The following is a 15,533-nucleotide window of genomic DNA, read 5'->3' on the forward strand; positions in this document are numbered from 1 at the left end:
ACGTCGCCCAAGAACTCAACGCCCGACCACGCAAAACACTCGACTGGGACACCCCAGCCGAGCGCTTGCGTGATCTACTCACCACCTAGAAACCAAGGCGGTGTTGCAACGACCCCTTGAAACCGCCTACTTCGAGGGCCCTCAGTCAGTTGTTCGCTTGATCAGATGCCTGCTGCGGTGGCCAGGTCTGCTTTGATCGCGGCGAGCTCGGTGGTTGCCTGGAGGCGGGCCGCGGGGACGTCGTCGCCGGTGACCGGGATGACGACCTCGAGGTAGCACTTGATTTTGGGTTCGGTGCCGGAGGGGCGGACTACTACCCGGGCGCCTGCCGAGAGGGTGTAGCGGAGGCCGTCGGTGGGGGGCAGGGACTCTGAGCCTTCGCTCAGGTCGTCCACCCGATCTACTGAGTGGCCGCCGAGGGTCGTGGGTGGGGTGGCGCGGAGGCGGTCCATGGCTGCGGTGATCAGGGTCAGGTCTTCTACCCGGACAGCCAATTGGTCGGTGGCGTGCAGGCCGTAGGTCTTGGCCAGGTCGTCGAGGAGGTCCAGCAGCGTGCGGCCCTCAGCCTTGGCGCCGGCGGCCAGCTGGAGGACGCGGACCAGCGTCGAGATGCCGTCCTTGTCCTTCACCGCGCCCGGATCCACGCAGTACCCGAGCGCCTCCTCGTACCCGAAGACCAGCTCCGGCACCCGCCCGATCCACTTGAACCCGGTCAGCGTGTCGACGTACCCGACCCCGTACGCCGCCGCGATCTTCCCCAGCAGCGACGACGACACGATCGAGCAGGCCGCCACCCCGGCCGGCCGCGACGACAGCAGGAACTCGCCGAGCAGCGACCCCAGCTCATCCCCGCGCAACATCCGCCAGCCACCATCCGCCGTAGGATCCGGTACTGCGACAGCGCACCGGTCCGCATCCGGATCGTTGGCGACAGCGAGATCCGCACCGACCGACCGCGCCAGCTCCAGCGCGGCGTCGATCGCGCCAGGCTCCTCCGGGTTCGGGAACGACACCGTCGGGAAGTCCGGATCCGGATCCGCCTGCGACGCCACCACAGCCGGTACTGCGAACCCCGCGCGCTCGACCGCAGCCTCGGCCAGCAGCCGCCCGACCCCGTGCAGCGGCGTGTAGGCGACGTTCAGCTCACGAGGAGCATCAGCCGGTACCAGCGTGGCGATCCGGTCGAGATAGGCGTCCAGCAGGTCGTCACCCGCGGTCTGCCAGTCATCCCCGCGCGGTACGGACGCCAGCGGCCCAACCGCATCGATGGCCGCGGCGATCTCGCTGTCGGCCGGCGGCACGATCTGCGACCCGTCCCCGAGATAGACCTTGTACCCGTTGTCCTGCGGCGGATTGTGCGAGGCGGTGACCACCACGCCGGCAACCGCTTTCAGGTGCCGGATCCCGAAGGCCACCACCGGCGTCGGCGTCGGCCGGTCCAGCAGCACCGCGTCCAGCCCGGCGCCCTGGATCACGGCGGCGGTGTCCTCGGCGAACACGTCCGACTTGTGCCGAGCGTCGTACCCGATCAGTACCGGCCCGTCGGTCAGCCCGTTGGCCTTCAGGTACGCCGCCAGCCCGGCCGCGGCGCGGATCACGACGACCCGGTTCATCCGGTTCGATCCGGCTCCGACGGCGCCACGCAGGCCCGCAGTACCGAATTCGAGGGTGCCGGCGAACCGGTCGGCCAGCTCGGCGTCGGCCGAGGCGCCCGCGGCCAGCAACTCCTGGAGCTCGGCGCGCGTGTCGGGATCAGGGTCCTCGGCGAGCCAGGCCTGGGCAGCGGTACGGATCAGAACGGCATCGTTGACGGTCACCACCGCACTTTAACTGCCCACGCTGCTGCTTACGTCCGAAGAAGTGGCGGTGACGTCCCTCGACATCTTCGGACGTAAGGGTCAGTGGCCGGAGGACTGGCAGGGGCGGGCGCGGAGGTCTGCGACGTAGTCGTCCGGCGCGCCGGCGGCCTCGGCTGCCTCGGCGAGGATGCCCAGGTAGCGCGCGGAGGGCAGGCCGCCCTCATAGGCGTTCAGGACGTACATCCAGGCCAGCTGCTCGCCGTCCAGGGTCTGTACCCGGACCTGGATCTTGCGGTAGACGCCCTGGTCGATGAACTCCCACTCGTCCAGCCGCTCGATATCCTGCGGGCTGACGTCGTACAGGGCGACGAAAACCTGGTTCGTCGGGTCGCTGGGGTCCTCGACGACGGTCGCCATCGAGCCTTCCCAGCCGAGTTCCTCACCCCCGAAGGTGAGGCGCCAGCCGACGATCCACCCGGTCCCGCGCAGGGGGGAGTACGGGCAGCGCTCGGACATCAAGTTCGGGTCCAGATTCGATGCAAACGCGGCGTACAGGGTCACGAGATCACAGGATACGGAACAATGGCGTCTCGTGGCGCGAGTTGTGATCATCGGTGGCGGTCCAGGCGGGTACGAAGCGGCTAGTGCAGCCGCCCAACTAGGGGCGGAGGTGACGGTCGTCGACTCCGACGGGATCGGTGGTTCCGCTGTGCTCACCGACTGTGTCCCGAGCAAGACCCTGATCGCCACGGCGGAGGTGATGACGGAGGTCGAGGAGGCGGGCCAGCTCGGGGTACGGCTCGAGGACGGCGACGACGATCCGGCGAACTCCGTGCGTGTCGACCTGTCCGTCGTCAACAAGCGCGTCAAGGCGCTGGCGACGGCCCAGTCGGAGGGGATCAGCCGCCGGCTGGCCGACGACAAGATCCGGGTGATCAGCGGCCGCGGCCGCATCGAGGGCCCGGAGACCGTGGTGGTCGGCGACGAGCGGCTGGACGCCGACGTCGTCCTGATCGCCACTGGCGCAAGGCCGCGCATCCTCAAGGGCTCCGAGCCCGACGGCGAGCGGATCCTGACCTGGGAGCAGGTCTACGAGCTCAATGAGCTGCCCGAGCGCCTGATCGTGGTCGGGTCCGGTGTCACCGGCGCCGAATTCGCCAGCGCGTACGACGCGCTTGGCAGCGACGTGGTGCTCGTCTCCTCCCGGGACCGGGTGCTGCCGGGCGAGGACAAGGACGCCGCCGAGGTCCTGGAAGAGGTCTTCCGGCGGCGCGGGATGACCGTTCTGGGCAAGTCCCGCGCCGAGTCGGTGAAGCGGCAGGGCGACGGTGTCGTGGTCACGCTGACCGACGGCCGGACCGTCGAGGGCTCGCACGCGCTGCTCGCGGTCGGATCGCTGCCGAACACCGAGGACATGGGCCTCGTCGAGTCGGGCGTGTCGCTGGGCGACGGCGGCTTCGTCACGGTCGACCGGGTGTCCCGGACGAGCGCGCGAGGCGTGTATGCCGCCGGCGACTGTACCGGCGTGCTGATGCTCGCCTCGGTGGCGGCCATGCAGGGCCGGATCGCGATGTCCCACGCGCTGGGCGACGCGGTGGCCCCGCTGAACCAGTCGACCGTCTCCTCGAACGTCTTCACCGCTCCCGAGATCGCCACCGTCGGCCTCACCCAGGCGGTACTGGACGCCGGCGGCAGTACTGCGATGGTCGTCAAGGTGCCGCTCGCGGACAACGCGCGGGCCAAGATGCAGGGTGTCCGCGACGGTTTCGTGAAGCTCTTCTGCCTGCCGAACACGGGCATCATCGTCGGCGGCGTGGTCGTGGCGCCGCGAGCGAGCGAGCTGATCCACCCGATCGCGCTGGCCGTCGCCGCGCGCCTGACGGTCGACCAGATGGCCCAGTCGTTCACCGTCTACCCCTCGGTCTCCGGCTCGATCGCCGAGGCCGCTCGCCGGTTGCACCTGCGCTCATGAAGTTTCTCGTGCTGTGGCAGATGGAGCTGAGCCTGCTCTCGCCCGAGATGGCGAGGGCGGTCGGCGCCATGCCGGAGTACGGCGAACGCCTGCAGCGCGAGGGCAAAGTGCTGGCGCGCTACCACGTGGTCGGCTCGCACGGCGGCGCGTGGATCTACGAGGTCGATTCGCACGAGGAGTTCGAGCGATTGCTCGGCCGGGCGCCGGTCTTCAACTTCGCCCGGTACACCGTGCACGCGCTCGCCGAGATGACCTGAATTCTTCCCCTGTCCGTGATTGACGGACTTCCGGACCGGGAGGATCGTGGCGAGGGGAGGCCCCATGTTCATCGACCAAGGCGATCTGGCCATCGATCGGCATTTGATCCTCACGCACCGGCTGCGTGCCCGCCGGGTCGAGCTCGGCCTCACCCAGAAACAGGTGGTCAGCCGCCTGGCCCGCCGGGGGATCCGGACGACGAACAAGACCCTCAGCAGCTTCGAGCACGGCGCCGGCGTGGACGTCGTCCGCCTCCCGGAGCTCGCCGTCGCCCTCGACTGCACAGTCACCTACCTCCTCGGCCTCACCGAGGACCCCACCCAATGGACCCCGGACCAGCCGACCCCACTCCTGCGCCCCAGCTCCGCCACCCCGGTGACGGGCAACTGGATCCTCGGCCCCGACGTACCAACGCGCGTGGCCACCCACCACAGTTGACCGCCCTTGGTTAAACGTGGGTGAGCCGGTTGTTGGTGAGGTTCAGGTGGTACGCCGAATAGTGGCGGAGGGCGGTGACTCGGCGGAGGTCGATGCGGTCGCAGATCCATTGCCAGTGCAGGGTGACCCAGTCGCCCGGGGAGAGCGGGCCGAGTAGGTCGAGGCCGTCGGTGCCGCGGATCACTGTTTCCTTGCGGAGTGTGCCGAGGGAGAGGGCGCGGCCGTCCCAGGTAAGGGGCCGGGACTCGACCAGGACGTGGGTGCCCACGTCGGCGATCACCCGGCCCCAGCGGATCCGGCATTGGTCCAGGACGTGCAGGGCTTGCTTGCCAGTGCGTTCGTCACCGAGCAGATCGGCCCAGGGGTAGCAGCAGAAGACCTGGTAGCTGTGGTGTGGCATGCCGTGCGCGTTCAGCCGCGGGCCGACATCGTCGAGCAGGGCGTTGCCGAGCCAGTATGCCTCCACGACGCGGTGGTCGAGTGGGTCTTTCAGACCGGCCGTCGCGGCGATCATCTCCAGATACGGCCAGGCGCCTTCGAACTGGCGGGCACGCTCGCGCAACCCGTCATCCACCTCGCCGCTGGATCCGTAGGCCAGCAAGGAGTCGCAGTCAGCCGGACCGCAGTACCCGAGCAGGTTGGGCGCCAGCGCATACCGGACGAAGAGGATCGGTCCGGAGATCATCAATCACTCACCGCCGAAGAAGGCGAGCGCGTCGGCGGCGCGTTCGGGTGACATCCGTTCGAGCGCGAAACCGCTGTGGATCAAGATGTACTCGCCCGGCACGAACGGTCCGTCGAGCAGTGCCAGGTTGATCTCGCGCACGACCCCGGCGACCTCGACCTGTCCGAGGTCGAGGCCTGGCGTCGTAGCGACGATGCGGCCCGGGATGCCGAGACACACAGGCGCCTACATGGCCCTGATGCGCAGATACCGGCGGAGGTCGGGCAGCCCGAAGTACACGAACCCGATCACGACCAGCAGCACGATTGCGATGATGACCCAGCGCATCACGATGTCCCTTCTCTGACTCTCTGTCCGACGACCAGGTCGGTCACCAGTCGAGCCGCGGTCTGCACCGCGTCCTGCACTGCCGGGGTGAGCCCGATGCCGGTGCCGATGTCGGCGGGCTCGCAGCCGACCACCACCACCTTCCCCAAGGTCCCACCAAGTCGCGGCACAAGCGAGAGCACGGCGTCCGGCCCGAGATCGTGGGCGTCCATGCTGACTTCTGGCCCGGGTTCGGGGTCGGGTTCGGCCTCCACCACATAGACGGTCCCCGGCGGACCGCCGCGCTGGACGGCGTCGACCAGTACTACGAGCTCGTACGGCTCGAGCAGCTGGTAGGCGAGGTGGATGCCACGGATGCCGAAATCCTGAACCTCGACGTGGTCCGGCCAGGACTGCTTGGCCAGCTCGGCGATCACCGAGACCCCGAAGGCGTCATCGCTGCAGAACATGTTGCCCAGCCCGGCGACGAGGATCATCCCGCACCCACCAGTGGTTCGATCTCGTCGGGACTGAAGTAGAGGTAGCGCCCGTGCGACCGCTGCACCTCACCCTCCTCGCCATCCAGCGCGACGGCGAGATGCGTCTCGCCATCCACATCGGACAACACGGCGACCACCGTCCCGATCCGGTCCGCGAGGAACATGTCCTGCGCATCGGCCCGCCGTACCCCGGGCCGCAACCGAACCCGTACTCCGTTGCCAACGGCAACCCCGCCGACCACCACGGTGTCCGACTCGGGGTCCACGGTCGCGTCGTTGCCCGGATCCCACCAGGGCGCATCGGACGGAGCCGGCTCGGGCGCGGTCACCTTGCGCAGATAGCGAACCGTGCCGTGCAGCCGATCCAGGATCTCCTGCGGCATCGAGTCGACCCGCTCGAGCATCGCGGCCGCGCGCGGATCGGTTCCGCGGACCTCGCGCTTCTCCGCCTCCGTCAAGGTCATCGTCCGGAGGCTGAGGATCTCGTCGATCTCCGTGGCATCGAACAGATCTCCCTGCGATTCCGCCGCGATCTCCGGGTGGTCGTAAAGAATGATCGGTGACGAGAGCAACAGATCGCCGGCCAACACCGGAAAGATCCCGACGTTCTCGCACGCGGCGACGTAGCCAGTCGCCCACTCGGGCGGCTCGAGCAAAGAGATGAACCGGGCACCGGCAACGGCAACCAGTAGGTGGTGGGCGATGAGAGCATGGCGCAGCGCGGAGGAGCGGACGGCCTCGGGCCGTCCGGCAGCCGTGCTCCCGGCATCCGCCGAACTGGTGTTCTGCAGGTGAAGACGGAGCCGAACCACGCCGTACGGTCCTGGCAGTGTCTCCGCACTCAAGCTCAGCCCGCCGCTCAACGTCTCCCGCGTCCGCCGCAGGAATCCGTTGCCCGCAGCCTCCAATTCGGTGCCGCCGGCAACTTCGAAAGTGCGCTCGCAGGGCAGTTCGTCGAGGTTCACGGTCAGGTCGACGTGTTGCTCGACCGCCTCGTCCCAGGGCACGTACGACGCGTCCTCCGTCTGCAGCGAGTCGACCTCGACCCCGGAAGCATTCAGAACGTCACGCCGCTGCGCCTGCAGGAAGCGGATCCGCACGGTCAGTTCGGCCGCGCCGCCGTCGAGCAGACACTCGGTCTGTGACCAGGTCCGCTCCGACGGATCGGCGTACCCGGGCGGCATCAGCACCCCGAACTGCCACCGTACCTGGTTCTTGCTGTTCGATGCCCGATAGGGATACAGCACATACCCCTCGAACAACAGCGCGTCCGCCACGCCCTGGATGCTGTCGAAGGAACTCATTCGACCTCCTCCTTCGACGACAGCTCCTTCAGTAGCCGCTCGATCGCGTCGTCCCAACCAGGTAAGGCCTCCCGCGCCCGGTAGTCATAGAGCTTGTCGAACGTCTCCCGCCGCAATTTCAACCACGCTGCGCCGGGGAAGTGCTGATCCATCGCCTCCCGCCACACCGGCACGGGCAGCGCGAACGAGGTCTCCTTCTGCCACGCAACCGGAGTCACCGACAGTGTCCCCGCGCGCCCCGTGAAGATCGTCCCGTTGAACAGCAGTAGCAACGGCACCCCGCCTTCGCGGACCGCATAGAGGTACTTGTTCGCGGCGACGTCGAAGTCGTAGCTGCACGGAAGCGCCAGGTCCACGTCCGTCGAGCCCGTGAACCCCGGCACCATCTGCGCGACGAAGGCCAGTTGCAACGGCTTCAGCGTCTCACCCCACCGGGCCCGATCACCGAAGAGATCGGCCAACGCGTCGCCCTCCTCATCGGAGTACCGCCGGCGGATCGGCTCGATCCTGATCTGGCACCGCAGGGCCAGCGCGTGCACCGGCGTACCGGTCGTCTCGGTGATGTGCAGGTGCAGCAAGACGGTCGGCGTCGCGGCGTACCGATCGGCATCTGCGCCCGTGCAGGTGAAGTCGAGGTCAGCCACGGCAGCGCTCCTTCACCCCGGCGAAGAACGAGTCGATCCGTCCCCAGACCTCCTCGCCGCCCGCAAAGCCTTCCCAGTACTGCCGAACGAGGCCGACGAGTTCATAGCAGGAGTCGATCGGCACCAGATAGCACTCGAAGCCGTCGTCGAGGCGCCGGAGCAGCACCGCCTCGACATCCGGAATCAGCTTGCCCAGCAGCGGATCGGCCGCCACCACCTCGTCCCAGCTGGCCAGATCGAGCAGCGACTCGGTCGGGCCGCCCGGGCTCGGGTAGAACGCGACGTTCTTGTCCTGGTCGGTCTGATGAAAGAGGAATGCCAGGTTCACCGGGATCCCGAGCGACTCCCACTGCGCCGCCGACATCGAGAAGCCCCGATTGAACCTGTACTCCTCCGGTACCGCGCGATAGTGCCCGCGCGACGCGGCCTCAGCGTTGAACAGCAGGTAACACGGACGGCAGGTGCAGAGCAGTCGATGATCCGGTACGTCCGCGATGTGCGGGTGTTGCGGCCCGATCGGTACGGCGCACATCTCGCACTGCTCGCCGGGCGCCAACTGCTGCCGCACCCCACCCGTGAAGCCGCGCAGGACTGCCACCGGATCGACCACCGCTCCTGAGCCAGCGCCGGGTCCGGGCGCCCGGCTCGGGAGCGGCTTGTCCCGGGCTAGCGCGCGCAAGTTCGAGGAGGTCCTCACGCGGGTTGCCTTCTCGGGACGGCGACCTTCCAGCCGGTGTCGTCGGGGAGCAGTGGCAAGGCCTCCAGCGCCGGAGCCCCGACGGGTGCGAGCGCACGGCCGGCCAGGCGTACGTCGTACACGGCAGTGCAGCGCGGGCAGGTGAGCTGGTCGCCCGTCAGTTCGCCATGCTGCAGCGCGGATGAGCAAGTCGGGCAGTTGTTGCGATAGGCAAAGAACGTGCCCGCGAGATTCGCCACCAACATCTCCAGATCGGCAACGACCAGCTTCTGCATCTGCCCCGGAGCCGTCACGAGGTCGAGCTTGTGCCAGCCCTCGCTGGTCTCCTTCGGGCGGAACGGCTCGATCGTCAGCAGGTTCTGCTTCTTGGCCGCGACCATGCCCTCCACATCGACGGCGACTGCCTCGGGAGCGGCGTCGAGAACGGCGTTCTCCACCGTCAGACGCACTGTCGCCGTCGACCCGGGACAGCCTTCGCAGCTTCCCTGCAGGCGGAGGTGCACGATGCCTTCGTCATCGATACCGAGGTAGTCGATGCCGCCGGCATGTGACCCGAGGTACGGGCGGACGCTGTCCAGCGCCGCCTGGATCCGGGTCGCCACGTCATCGGGATGCAGGTCGTGCAGCAACAGCATCCCGGCGACGAGGTCGTCTTCGAGGACGCCTCTGACCTGGTGCTCGTCGAGGCGGGCGAGCAGTTGTTCCAGACCCGCGCCGTGCAGAGACAACACGGCGCGGACCAGCTCTTCGACCTTGTCCGTCACTTCCGGTTCGGCCCGCCGCTGAACTTCGTCCAGCAACACATCGATCCGTTCGCTCAAGGCGGCGACGTCATGGCGGTCCATCTCAGTAGGGCTTGACCGCGAGGGTGGGTGAGTGCAGGTGGGTCTTCTCTTTCCCGTTGCCGACGAACATGTGGACCCCACAGGGCAGGCACGGGTCGAAGCTGCGGACCGCGCGCATGATGTCGATACCCTTGAACCGATCCGGTGGGTTCTCCTCGAAGATCGGCGTGTTCTGGACGGCGTCCTCGTACGGGCCGGGGGTGCCGTAGGTGTCCCGGACGCTCCCGTTCCACGGCGTCGGCGGGTACGGGTGGTAGTTCGCGATCTTGCCGTCGCGGATCACCATGTGGTGCGAGAGCACACCCCGGACGGCCTCGGTGAAGCCGCAGGAGATGGCGTTGTCCGGCACCTTGAACGGCGTCCACGTCTCGGTCCGGCCGGCCCTGACCTCGGCCATCGCCTTCTCGCAGAAGTGCAGCGCCAGCGCCGCGGCGTACGCCTGGAAGTAGGTCCGCGCGCGGTTGCGCTCGAGCGCGTTGCTCCACTGCGGGATCTTCCACTCGTACTCCGTGGCCGGCTTCAGTGCCGTCCGTGGGAGCTGGATCTTCACGCTGTGGCCGGTCGCCTGGACATAGTCGGTGTTGACCAGGCCGGACAGCGCCGTCGACCAGAGCCGCGCGATGGGGCCGCCGCCGGTGTCGAGCGCGAGGTGGTCCTTGCCGTCGAACCAGCGCGGCGACATCGTCCAGCTGTAGGCGTTCGCGAAGTCGCGCTTCTGCGGTTTCGGGATGGTGTGCTGGTTCCACGGGTGCCGGACGTCGATCGGGTTGCCCAGCGGGTCCTTGTCGACGAACTTCTCGTGGCTGCCGTCGGCCCAGTCGTCGTAGAACGAGCTGCCGAGCAGGATCCGCAGGCCGAGGTTGATGTCGACCAGGTTGTTGGTGACCAGCTTGCCGTCCACCACGACGCCGGGGGTGACGAACATCCGCTTGCCCCAGGCATCCATGGTCTTGTAGTTGAAGTCGCAGATCGCCGGGTCCTGCAGACTGCCCCAGCAGCCGAGCAGGATGCGCCGCTCGCCGACGTGCTCGTAGCCCGGCAGCGCCTCGTAGAAGAAGTCGAACAGGTCGTCGTGCAGCGGTACGACCTTCTTCATGAACTCGATGTAGCGCATCAGCCGGGTCAGGTAGTCGGTGAAGAGCTGGATCGTCGCGACCGTGCCGACCCCACCGGGATACAGCGTCGACGGGTGGACGTGCCGGCCCTCCATCAGGCAGAACATCTCCCGCGTGTACCGGCTGACGTGCAGCGCCTCGCGGTAGAAGTCGCCCTCGAGCGGGTTGAGCGAGCGCATGATGTCGCCGATGGTCTTGTACCCGTGGTCGCCCGCGTGCGGCGCCTCGGTCCGGTTCGCCAGCTCGAGCACACCCGGGTTGGTCTCCTTGACCATCCGCTCGCAGTAGTCCACCCCGACCAGGTTCTCCTGGAAGATGTTGTGGTCGAACATGTACTCCGCGGCTTCGCCGAGGTTCACGATCCACTCGCCGAGATGCGGCGGCGCGACGCCGTACGCCATGTTCTGCGCGTAGACCGAGCAGGTGGCGTGGTTGTCACCACAGATGCCGCAGATCCGGCTGGTGATGAAGTGCGCGTCGCGCGGGTCCTTGCCCTTCATGAAGATGCTGTAGCCGCGGAAGATCGACGAAGTGCTGTGGCACTCCTCGACGGTCTTGTTCTTGAAGTTGACCTTGGCGTAGATGCCGAGGCTGCCGACGATCCTGGTGATCGGGTCCCAGGCCATCTCGACGACGTCGGAGTCCTTGCCGGCGTCGGGTTCCAGGTGCTGGCCGAGCTTCGGTTCCGTTGTGGTCATGGCTGGATTACCTTCTCGTAGCCGGTGGTCAGGGTCGAGCCCTTATGCCGCCACTTGGGTTCTTTGTTCGCGGTGTTCTGGGTGATCTTGCGCAGCCGCCGGATGACGGTGCCGTAGACCGTGCTCGCTGCGACGGAGACCTTGCTGCCCGGCGGTTCGTCCATGAACGGCATGAACTTGTCCGGGAACCCCGGCATCGTGCAGGCGATACAGATACCGCCCACGTTCGGGCAGCCGCCGACGCCGTTGATCCAGCCGCGTTTAGGCACGTTGCAGTTGACCACCGGACCCCAGCAGCCGAGTTTCACCAGGCACTTGGGGGAGCCGTACTCCTTGGCGAAGTCGCCCTGTTCGTAGTACCCGGCGCGGTCGCAGCCCTCGTGCACGGTCGCGCCGAACAGCCATTGCGGTCGCAGTTCGGCGTCGAGCGGGATCATCGGGGCCTGGCCGGCCACCTGGTAGAGCAGGTAGACGAGCGTCTCGGACAGGTTGTCGGGGTGGATCGGGCAGCCCGGCACGCAGACGATCGGCAGTCCGGCCTTCGACTTCCAGCTCCAGCCGAGATAGTCCGGCACTCCCATCGCGCCGGTCGGATTCCCTGCCATCGCGTGGATCCCGCCGTAGGCCGCGCAGGTGCCGACGGCAACGACAGCGGTTGCCTTGGGCGCCAACCGGTCGAGCCACTCCGACGTCTTCATCGGTTGCCCGGTCGCCGGATTGTTGCCGAAGCCGGCCCAGTACCCCTCGGACTTGATCGCCTCGTTCGGGATAGATCCCTCCACCACCAGGACGAAGGGTTCGAGTTCACCGCGGTCGGCTTTGTGCCACCACTCGATGAAGTTGTCGGCGCCGGTCTCCGGGCCGCACTCGAAGTCGATCAGCGGCCAGTGCACCGCGATCTTCGGCAGTCCCGGCAACGCGCCCAGGACGATCTCCTCGATACTCGGCTGGGTCGCTGCCGTCAGGGCGACGGAGTCGCCGTCGCAGCTCAGTCCGCCGTTCATCCAGAGGATGTGGACCACGCCCTCGTCGGCGGTTTCCTGCGCCTGTTCCGGTTCCAGAGTCATCGACATCGTCCGAGCGCCTCCTTCGGAAGGCTGGGGATCCTTCTTCGGACGGTACGTCCGGAATCCGCACTCGAACAGACACTTGTGTCGGGTATTAATGGGGCTTTCTGGAAATCCGGGATTCGGGGATTCCCGGACCTTCTTTGTGGCTTAGGTAAGCCTAAGCTACAAGTAATGGATTGGTCTACTGAGTCGTGTCATCGACGCCTGTCTTGTGGACGGCTACCGTTGCCATAACGCTAGAAGGCCGACGCATTCTGAGAGCCTGTGCCGAGATGTCCGACGATCCCCTGCCGGGCGGCGCCGACAGCGGCCTGTTCATCTCGCCGGTGGTCGTCGTCACCCACACCTTCCCGGCCCGGCCGGGCGCGCTTCCGGACGCCGAACTGTTCGTCCGCGAAGCGCTGGAGCCGGTCGAGCTCGAGCCGGTGGAGAGCCGGGCGCTGTACAACGCGATCACCAGCGCGCTGCTCGCCGCGGCCGGCCCTGCGGAGGGCGTATTCGACGTGACCGTGCGGCTCTTCCCTGACGGGGTGGAGGTCGAGGTCCTGCACGGCGCCGCGAGCCGGGGACTCGGGACTGCGACGCGCGTGGGCGAGGAGCCGTTCGCCGACTGGCTCACCGCAGTACTGCGTCGCCAGGGGCTGTCGCAGCAAGCCGCCGCGCAGCGGATCGGCGTCTCGGTCCGGACCGTCAGCCGCTGGCTCAGTGGCGTCACCGAACCGCGCTTGCGCGACCTTCGCCGGGTGCACGCGATCTTCGGGTCACCGCCGGGCGATTGAATTCCATTGTTTCCGGTCCGGTATTTCCGGACTCTGGTGGAGCGTGCCGCGCGGGGCTACTGTGCGAAGAGTCCGTTCATGACCGAATTCGCCATCGCGATCGGCCCGTACGTCGCCGTACCTGACCAAACAATCCACTGGTGGTGGGTGTCACGGCCGTTCCGGTTTCCCGTGTGCGCGCCCGGATCACGGTATCCGGGGTGGTTCAGGGCGTCGGCTTCCGGCCGTTCGTCTACGCCCTCGCGCGGGAGCTGGGACTGTCGGGTCAGGTCTGCAACGACGCTTCCGGGGTGATCGCCGAGGTCGAGGGTTCGCGCGACGCGGTGGCGGCGTTCGGCGTACGGGTCGGGACAGATGCTCCGCCACTGGCCGTGGTGGCGTCCGTGGATCACGAGGAGATGCCGGCACGGGGTGGCACCGCCTTTGTCATCCAGGACTCCACGGCCGGGGCGGGCCGCACCCTCGTCTCGCCGGATGTTGCCACTTGCAACGATTGCCTGGCGGAGTTCGCCGATCCGGCCGACCGGCGGTATCGGCATCCGTTCATCACGTGCACGAACTGCGGACCGCGCTTCACGATCATCACCGGACTGCCCTACGACCGCCCGGCTACCACCATGGCCGGCTTTCCCCTCTGCCCCGACTGCTCGGACGAGTACGCCGACCCCGGTGACCGGCGCTTCCATGCGCAGCCGATCGCCTGTCCGTCGTGCGGGCCGCGGCTGACTTTCACCCAGCCCGGCGCTCGTTCCTCGTACGACGAGGACGCGTTGGCGGCTGCTCATCAGTTGCTGGTGGCGGGCGCGATCCTCGCCGTCAAAGGGATCGGCGGGTTCCACCTGGTCTGCGATGCGTCGGATGCCGACGCGGTCGCGACCTTGCGCAAACGGAAGGATCGGGGTGACAAACCGTTCGCCGTGATGGCGGCCGACCTGGCTACAGCGCGGTGCATCGCTGAGGTGTCCGCGGAGGAAGAGGCGTTGCTGACCGGCTACCAGCGGCCGATCGTGCTCCTTCGGCGGTCGGCGTGCCCGGCGGTCTCCTCGGTCGTTGCGCCGGGCAATCCGGAGCTCGGGGTGATGTTGCCGTACACGCCCCTGCACCGGTTGCTGTTCGACCAGCCCGGGCCGACGGTCCTGGTGATGACGAGCGGCAACGTGTCGGGCGAGCCGATCGTGGTGGACGACTCGGATGCCTTGGTGCGACTCGCCCCGCTGGCCGATGCCTGGCTCGGCCACGACCGCCCGATCCACGTCCCGTGCGACGACTCGGTGGTACGCGTCGTCGATGGTGCGGAGTTGCCGGTACGCCGGTCGCGCGGCTATGCGCCGTACCCGATCAACCTGGCGACACCGGTCCGGCCCGCGCTCGCCGTCGGCGGTGACCTGAAGAACACCTTCTGCTTGGGCGACGGCCGCTATGCCTGGCTGTCCGGGCACATCGGCGACATGGACGATCTGGCCACGCTCGACGCCTTCGCCAAGGCTGAGGAGCACTTGGAACTGCTCACCGGTGTACGCCCAGAGGTGCTCGTCGTCGACAAGCACCCGGCGTACCGGTCCCGCCAATGGGCGGAACTCCACGCGGCCGGGCGCCCGGTCATCGACGTACAGCATCACCACGCCCACCTCGCCTCGGTGCTGGCCGAGCACTCGTATGAAGGCCCGCCCGTCATCGGCTTCGCCTTCGACGGCACCGGCTACGGCGACGACGGCGCCATCTGGGGCGGCGAAGTCCTGCTCACCAGCTATGAGTCCTTCGAGCGTTTCACTCACCTCGCCTACGTCCCCCTTCCTGGCGGCGACGCCGGCGTACAGAATCCCTGCCGAATGGCCTTGGCTCATCTGTTCGCAGCCGGCATCCCCTGGGACGCCAGGCTTCCCGCTGTACAAGCGTGTTCCGACGGGGAATTGGCGCTGCTCGAAGCCCAGCTGGCCCGCAACCTGGCCTGTGCGCCCACCTCTAGCATGGGCAGGTTTTTCGATGCGGTCTCGTCTCTCGCGGGCGTCTGCCACCGGGCCGGCTACGAGGCACAAGCCGCCATCGAGCTCGAGGGGGTCGCCGCCGGAGACGGAGGTGCTTACGGCTTCGAGTTCGAAGAGCCAGGGGAGCTGCTGCGCGCCGTAGTGCGGGATGTGCTGGACGGCGTCGGTGCGGAAGTGATCAGCCTGCGCTTTCACCTCGGGCTGGCTGACCTGATGGTGCGGACGGCGCAGCGGATCAGGGACGAGCGGGGGATCAACACCGTCGCGTTGTCCGGCGGGGTGTTCGTGAACAAGTTGTTGCTGGAGGCAAGTGGTCGGGGATTGGCGGCGGCCGGCTTCGTCGTGTTGCGGCATCGGCGGGTTCCGCCGACGGATGCCGGTATCGCACTTGGGCAACTGGCCGTCGCGGCCCGTCTCCCGTAACGGAAGGAGTACTAG

16 protein-coding genes are annotated in these 15,533 nt (G+C 67.6%); 5 read left to right on the forward strand and 11 right to left on the reverse strand.

Annotation, left to right across the window (positions count from 1 at the left end; translation table 11 throughout):
- Positions 1 to 161 precede the first annotated feature (161 nt).
- Positions 162 to 1,820 carry a phospho-sugar mutase gene (locus G3I17_RS33315; RefSeq protein ID WP_343238502.1) on the reverse strand — a complete coding sequence of 553 codons (1,659 nt, stop codon included), beginning with the start codon at positions 1,818 to 1,820 and terminating at the stop codon, positions 162 to 164.
- Between the two features lie 78 nt (positions 1,821 to 1,898).
- On the reverse strand, positions 1,899 to 2,360 hold the full coding sequence (locus G3I17_RS33320) for a gamma-glutamylcyclotransferase (RefSeq protein ID WP_164602143.1): 462 nt from the start codon (positions 2,358 to 2,360) through the stop codon (positions 1,899 to 1,901).
- 31 nt (positions 2,361 to 2,391) lie between these two features.
- On the opposite strand from G3I17_RS33320, the gene G3I17_RS33325 reads away from it, so the two are divergent.
- The 3 genes from G3I17_RS33325 (at position 2,392) to G3I17_RS33335 (ending at position 4,467) form a co-directional block, all read left to right on the forward strand.
- Positions 2,392 to 3,771 (forward strand): NAD(P)H-quinone dehydrogenase, encoded by a 1,380-nt coding sequence (locus tag G3I17_RS33325; protein ID WP_164602145.1) that lies wholly within the window; start codon positions 2,392 to 2,394, stop codon positions 3,769 to 3,771.
- Positions 3,768 to 4,028 (forward strand): muconolactone Delta-isomerase family protein, encoded by a 261-nt coding sequence (locus G3I17_RS33330; protein ID WP_164602147.1) that lies wholly within the window; start codon positions 3,768 to 3,770, stop codon positions 4,026 to 4,028. Before G3I17_RS33325 ends, G3I17_RS33330 begins: the two co-directional genes overlap by 4 nt.
- A 64-nt stretch (positions 4,029 to 4,092) precedes the next feature.
- A complete protein-coding gene (locus tag G3I17_RS33335; protein ID WP_164602149.1) occupies positions 4,093 to 4,467 on the forward strand; it encodes a helix-turn-helix transcriptional regulator in 375 nt (124 codons plus the stop codon).
- A 10-nt stretch (positions 4,468 to 4,477) separates the two neighbouring features.
- Here the strand turns inward: G3I17_RS33335 and G3I17_RS33340 are convergent, their stop codons facing one another.
- From G3I17_RS33340 to G3I17_RS33380, 9 genes are all read right to left on the reverse strand, one after another.
- A complete protein-coding gene (locus tag G3I17_RS33340; RefSeq protein ID WP_203591114.1) occupies positions 4,478 to 5,152 on the reverse strand; it encodes a DUF6390 family protein in 675 nt (224 codons plus the stop codon).
- 3 nt (positions 5,153 to 5,155) lie between these two features.
- Positions 5,156 to 5,371: a HypC/HybG/HupF family hydrogenase formation chaperone gene (locus tag G3I17_RS33345; RefSeq protein ID WP_133978198.1), complete on the reverse strand. Its 216-nt coding sequence runs from the start codon at positions 5,369 to 5,371 to the stop codon at positions 5,156 to 5,158.
- A 107-nt stretch (positions 5,372 to 5,478) separates the two neighbouring features.
- The gene (locus G3I17_RS33350; protein ID WP_164602154.1) at positions 5,479 to 5,955 is read right to left on the reverse strand and encodes a hydrogenase maturation protease; all 477 of its coding nucleotides are present in this window, start codon (positions 5,953 to 5,955) and stop codon (positions 5,479 to 5,481) included.
- Positions 5,952 to 7,262, reverse strand: a complete 1,311-nt coding sequence (locus G3I17_RS33355) for a hypothetical protein (protein WP_164602157.1) — start codon at positions 7,260 to 7,262, stop codon at positions 5,952 to 5,954. Before G3I17_RS33355 ends, G3I17_RS33350 begins: the two co-directional genes overlap by 4 nt.
- On the reverse strand, positions 7,259 to 7,906 hold the full coding sequence (locus G3I17_RS33360; protein ID WP_164602159.1) for a DUF6084 family protein: 648 nt from the start codon (positions 7,904 to 7,906) through the stop codon (positions 7,259 to 7,261). Before G3I17_RS33360 ends, G3I17_RS33355 begins: the two co-directional genes overlap by 4 nt.
- Entirely contained in the window at positions 7,899 to 8,516 is a 618-nt protein-coding gene (locus G3I17_RS33365) for a DUF5947 family protein (RefSeq protein ID WP_203591115.1), read from the reverse strand. The genes G3I17_RS33360 and G3I17_RS33365 overlap by 8 nt, the downstream gene beginning before the upstream one ends.
- A gap of 83 nt (positions 8,517 to 8,599) precedes the next feature.
- Positions 8,600 to 9,448 carry a NifU family protein gene (locus G3I17_RS33370; RefSeq protein ID WP_164602161.1) on the reverse strand — a complete coding sequence of 283 codons (849 nt, stop codon included), beginning with the start codon at positions 9,446 to 9,448 and terminating at the stop codon, positions 8,600 to 8,602.
- 1 nt (position 9,449) lies between these two features.
- A complete protein-coding gene (locus G3I17_RS33375; RefSeq protein ID WP_239063175.1) occupies positions 9,450 to 11,189 on the reverse strand; it encodes a nickel-dependent hydrogenase large subunit in 1,740 nt (579 codons plus the stop codon).
- A gap of 68 nt (positions 11,190 to 11,257) precedes the next feature.
- On the reverse strand, positions 11,258 to 12,334 hold the full coding sequence (locus G3I17_RS33380; protein WP_203591116.1) for a hydrogenase expression protein HypE: 1,077 nt from the start codon (positions 12,332 to 12,334) through the stop codon (positions 11,258 to 11,260).
- A gap of 269 nt (positions 12,335 to 12,603) precedes the next feature.
- Here G3I17_RS33380 and G3I17_RS33385 point away from each other — a divergent pair, with 269 nt between their 5' ends.
- Complete coding sequence (locus G3I17_RS33385) at positions 12,604 to 13,110, forward strand: helix-turn-helix transcriptional regulator (protein WP_164602165.1); 507 nt, start codon at positions 12,604 to 12,606, stop codon at positions 13,108 to 13,110.
- 143 nt (positions 13,111 to 13,253) lie between these two features.
- Positions 13,254 to 15,518 (forward strand): carbamoyltransferase HypF, encoded by a 2,265-nt coding sequence (hypF, locus tag G3I17_RS33390; RefSeq protein WP_343238511.1) that lies wholly within the window; start codon positions 13,254 to 13,256, stop codon positions 15,516 to 15,518.
- Positions 15,519 to 15,533: the final 15 nt, after the last annotated feature.

Source organism: Streptomyces sp. SID13031, assembly GCF_010548305.1.
GTDB lineage: Bacteria > Actinomycetota > Actinomycetes > Propionibacteriales > Kribbellaceae > Kribbella.

Coding starts and splice junctions, on each gene's coding strand:
- G3I17_RS33370 (WP_164602161.1), bottom strand. CDS start 9,448: ATGGACCGCCATGACGTCGCCGCCTTGAGCGAACGGATCGATGTGTTG.
- G3I17_RS33375 (WP_239063175.1), bottom strand. CDS start 11,189: ATGGCCTGGGACCCGATCACCAGGATCGTCGGCAGCCTCGGCATCTAC.
- G3I17_RS33330 (WP_164602147.1), top strand. CDS start 3,768: ATGAAGTTTCTCGTGCTGTGGCAGATGGAGCTGAGCCTGCTCTCGCCC.
- G3I17_RS33350 (WP_164602154.1), bottom strand. CDS start 5,955: ATGATCCTCGTCGCCGGGCTGGGCAACATGTTCTGCAGCGATGACGCC.
- G3I17_RS33340 (WP_203591114.1), bottom strand. CDS start 5,152: ATGATCTCCGGACCGATCCTCTTCGTCCGGTATGCGCTGGCGCCCAAC.
- G3I17_RS33355 (WP_164602157.1), bottom strand. CDS start 7,262: ATGAGTTCCTTCGACAGCATCCAGGGCGTGGCGGACGCGCTGTTGTTC.
- G3I17_RS33335 (WP_164602149.1), top strand. CDS start 4,093: ATGTTCATCGACCAAGGCGATCTGGCCATCGATCGGCATTTGATCCTC.
- G3I17_RS33385 (WP_164602165.1), top strand. CDS start 12,604: ATGTCCGACGATCCCCTGCCGGGCGGCGCCGACAGCGGCCTGTTCATC.
- G3I17_RS33380 (WP_203591116.1), bottom strand. CDS start 12,334: ATGTCGATGACTCTGGAACCGGAACAGGCGCAGGAAACCGCCGACGAG.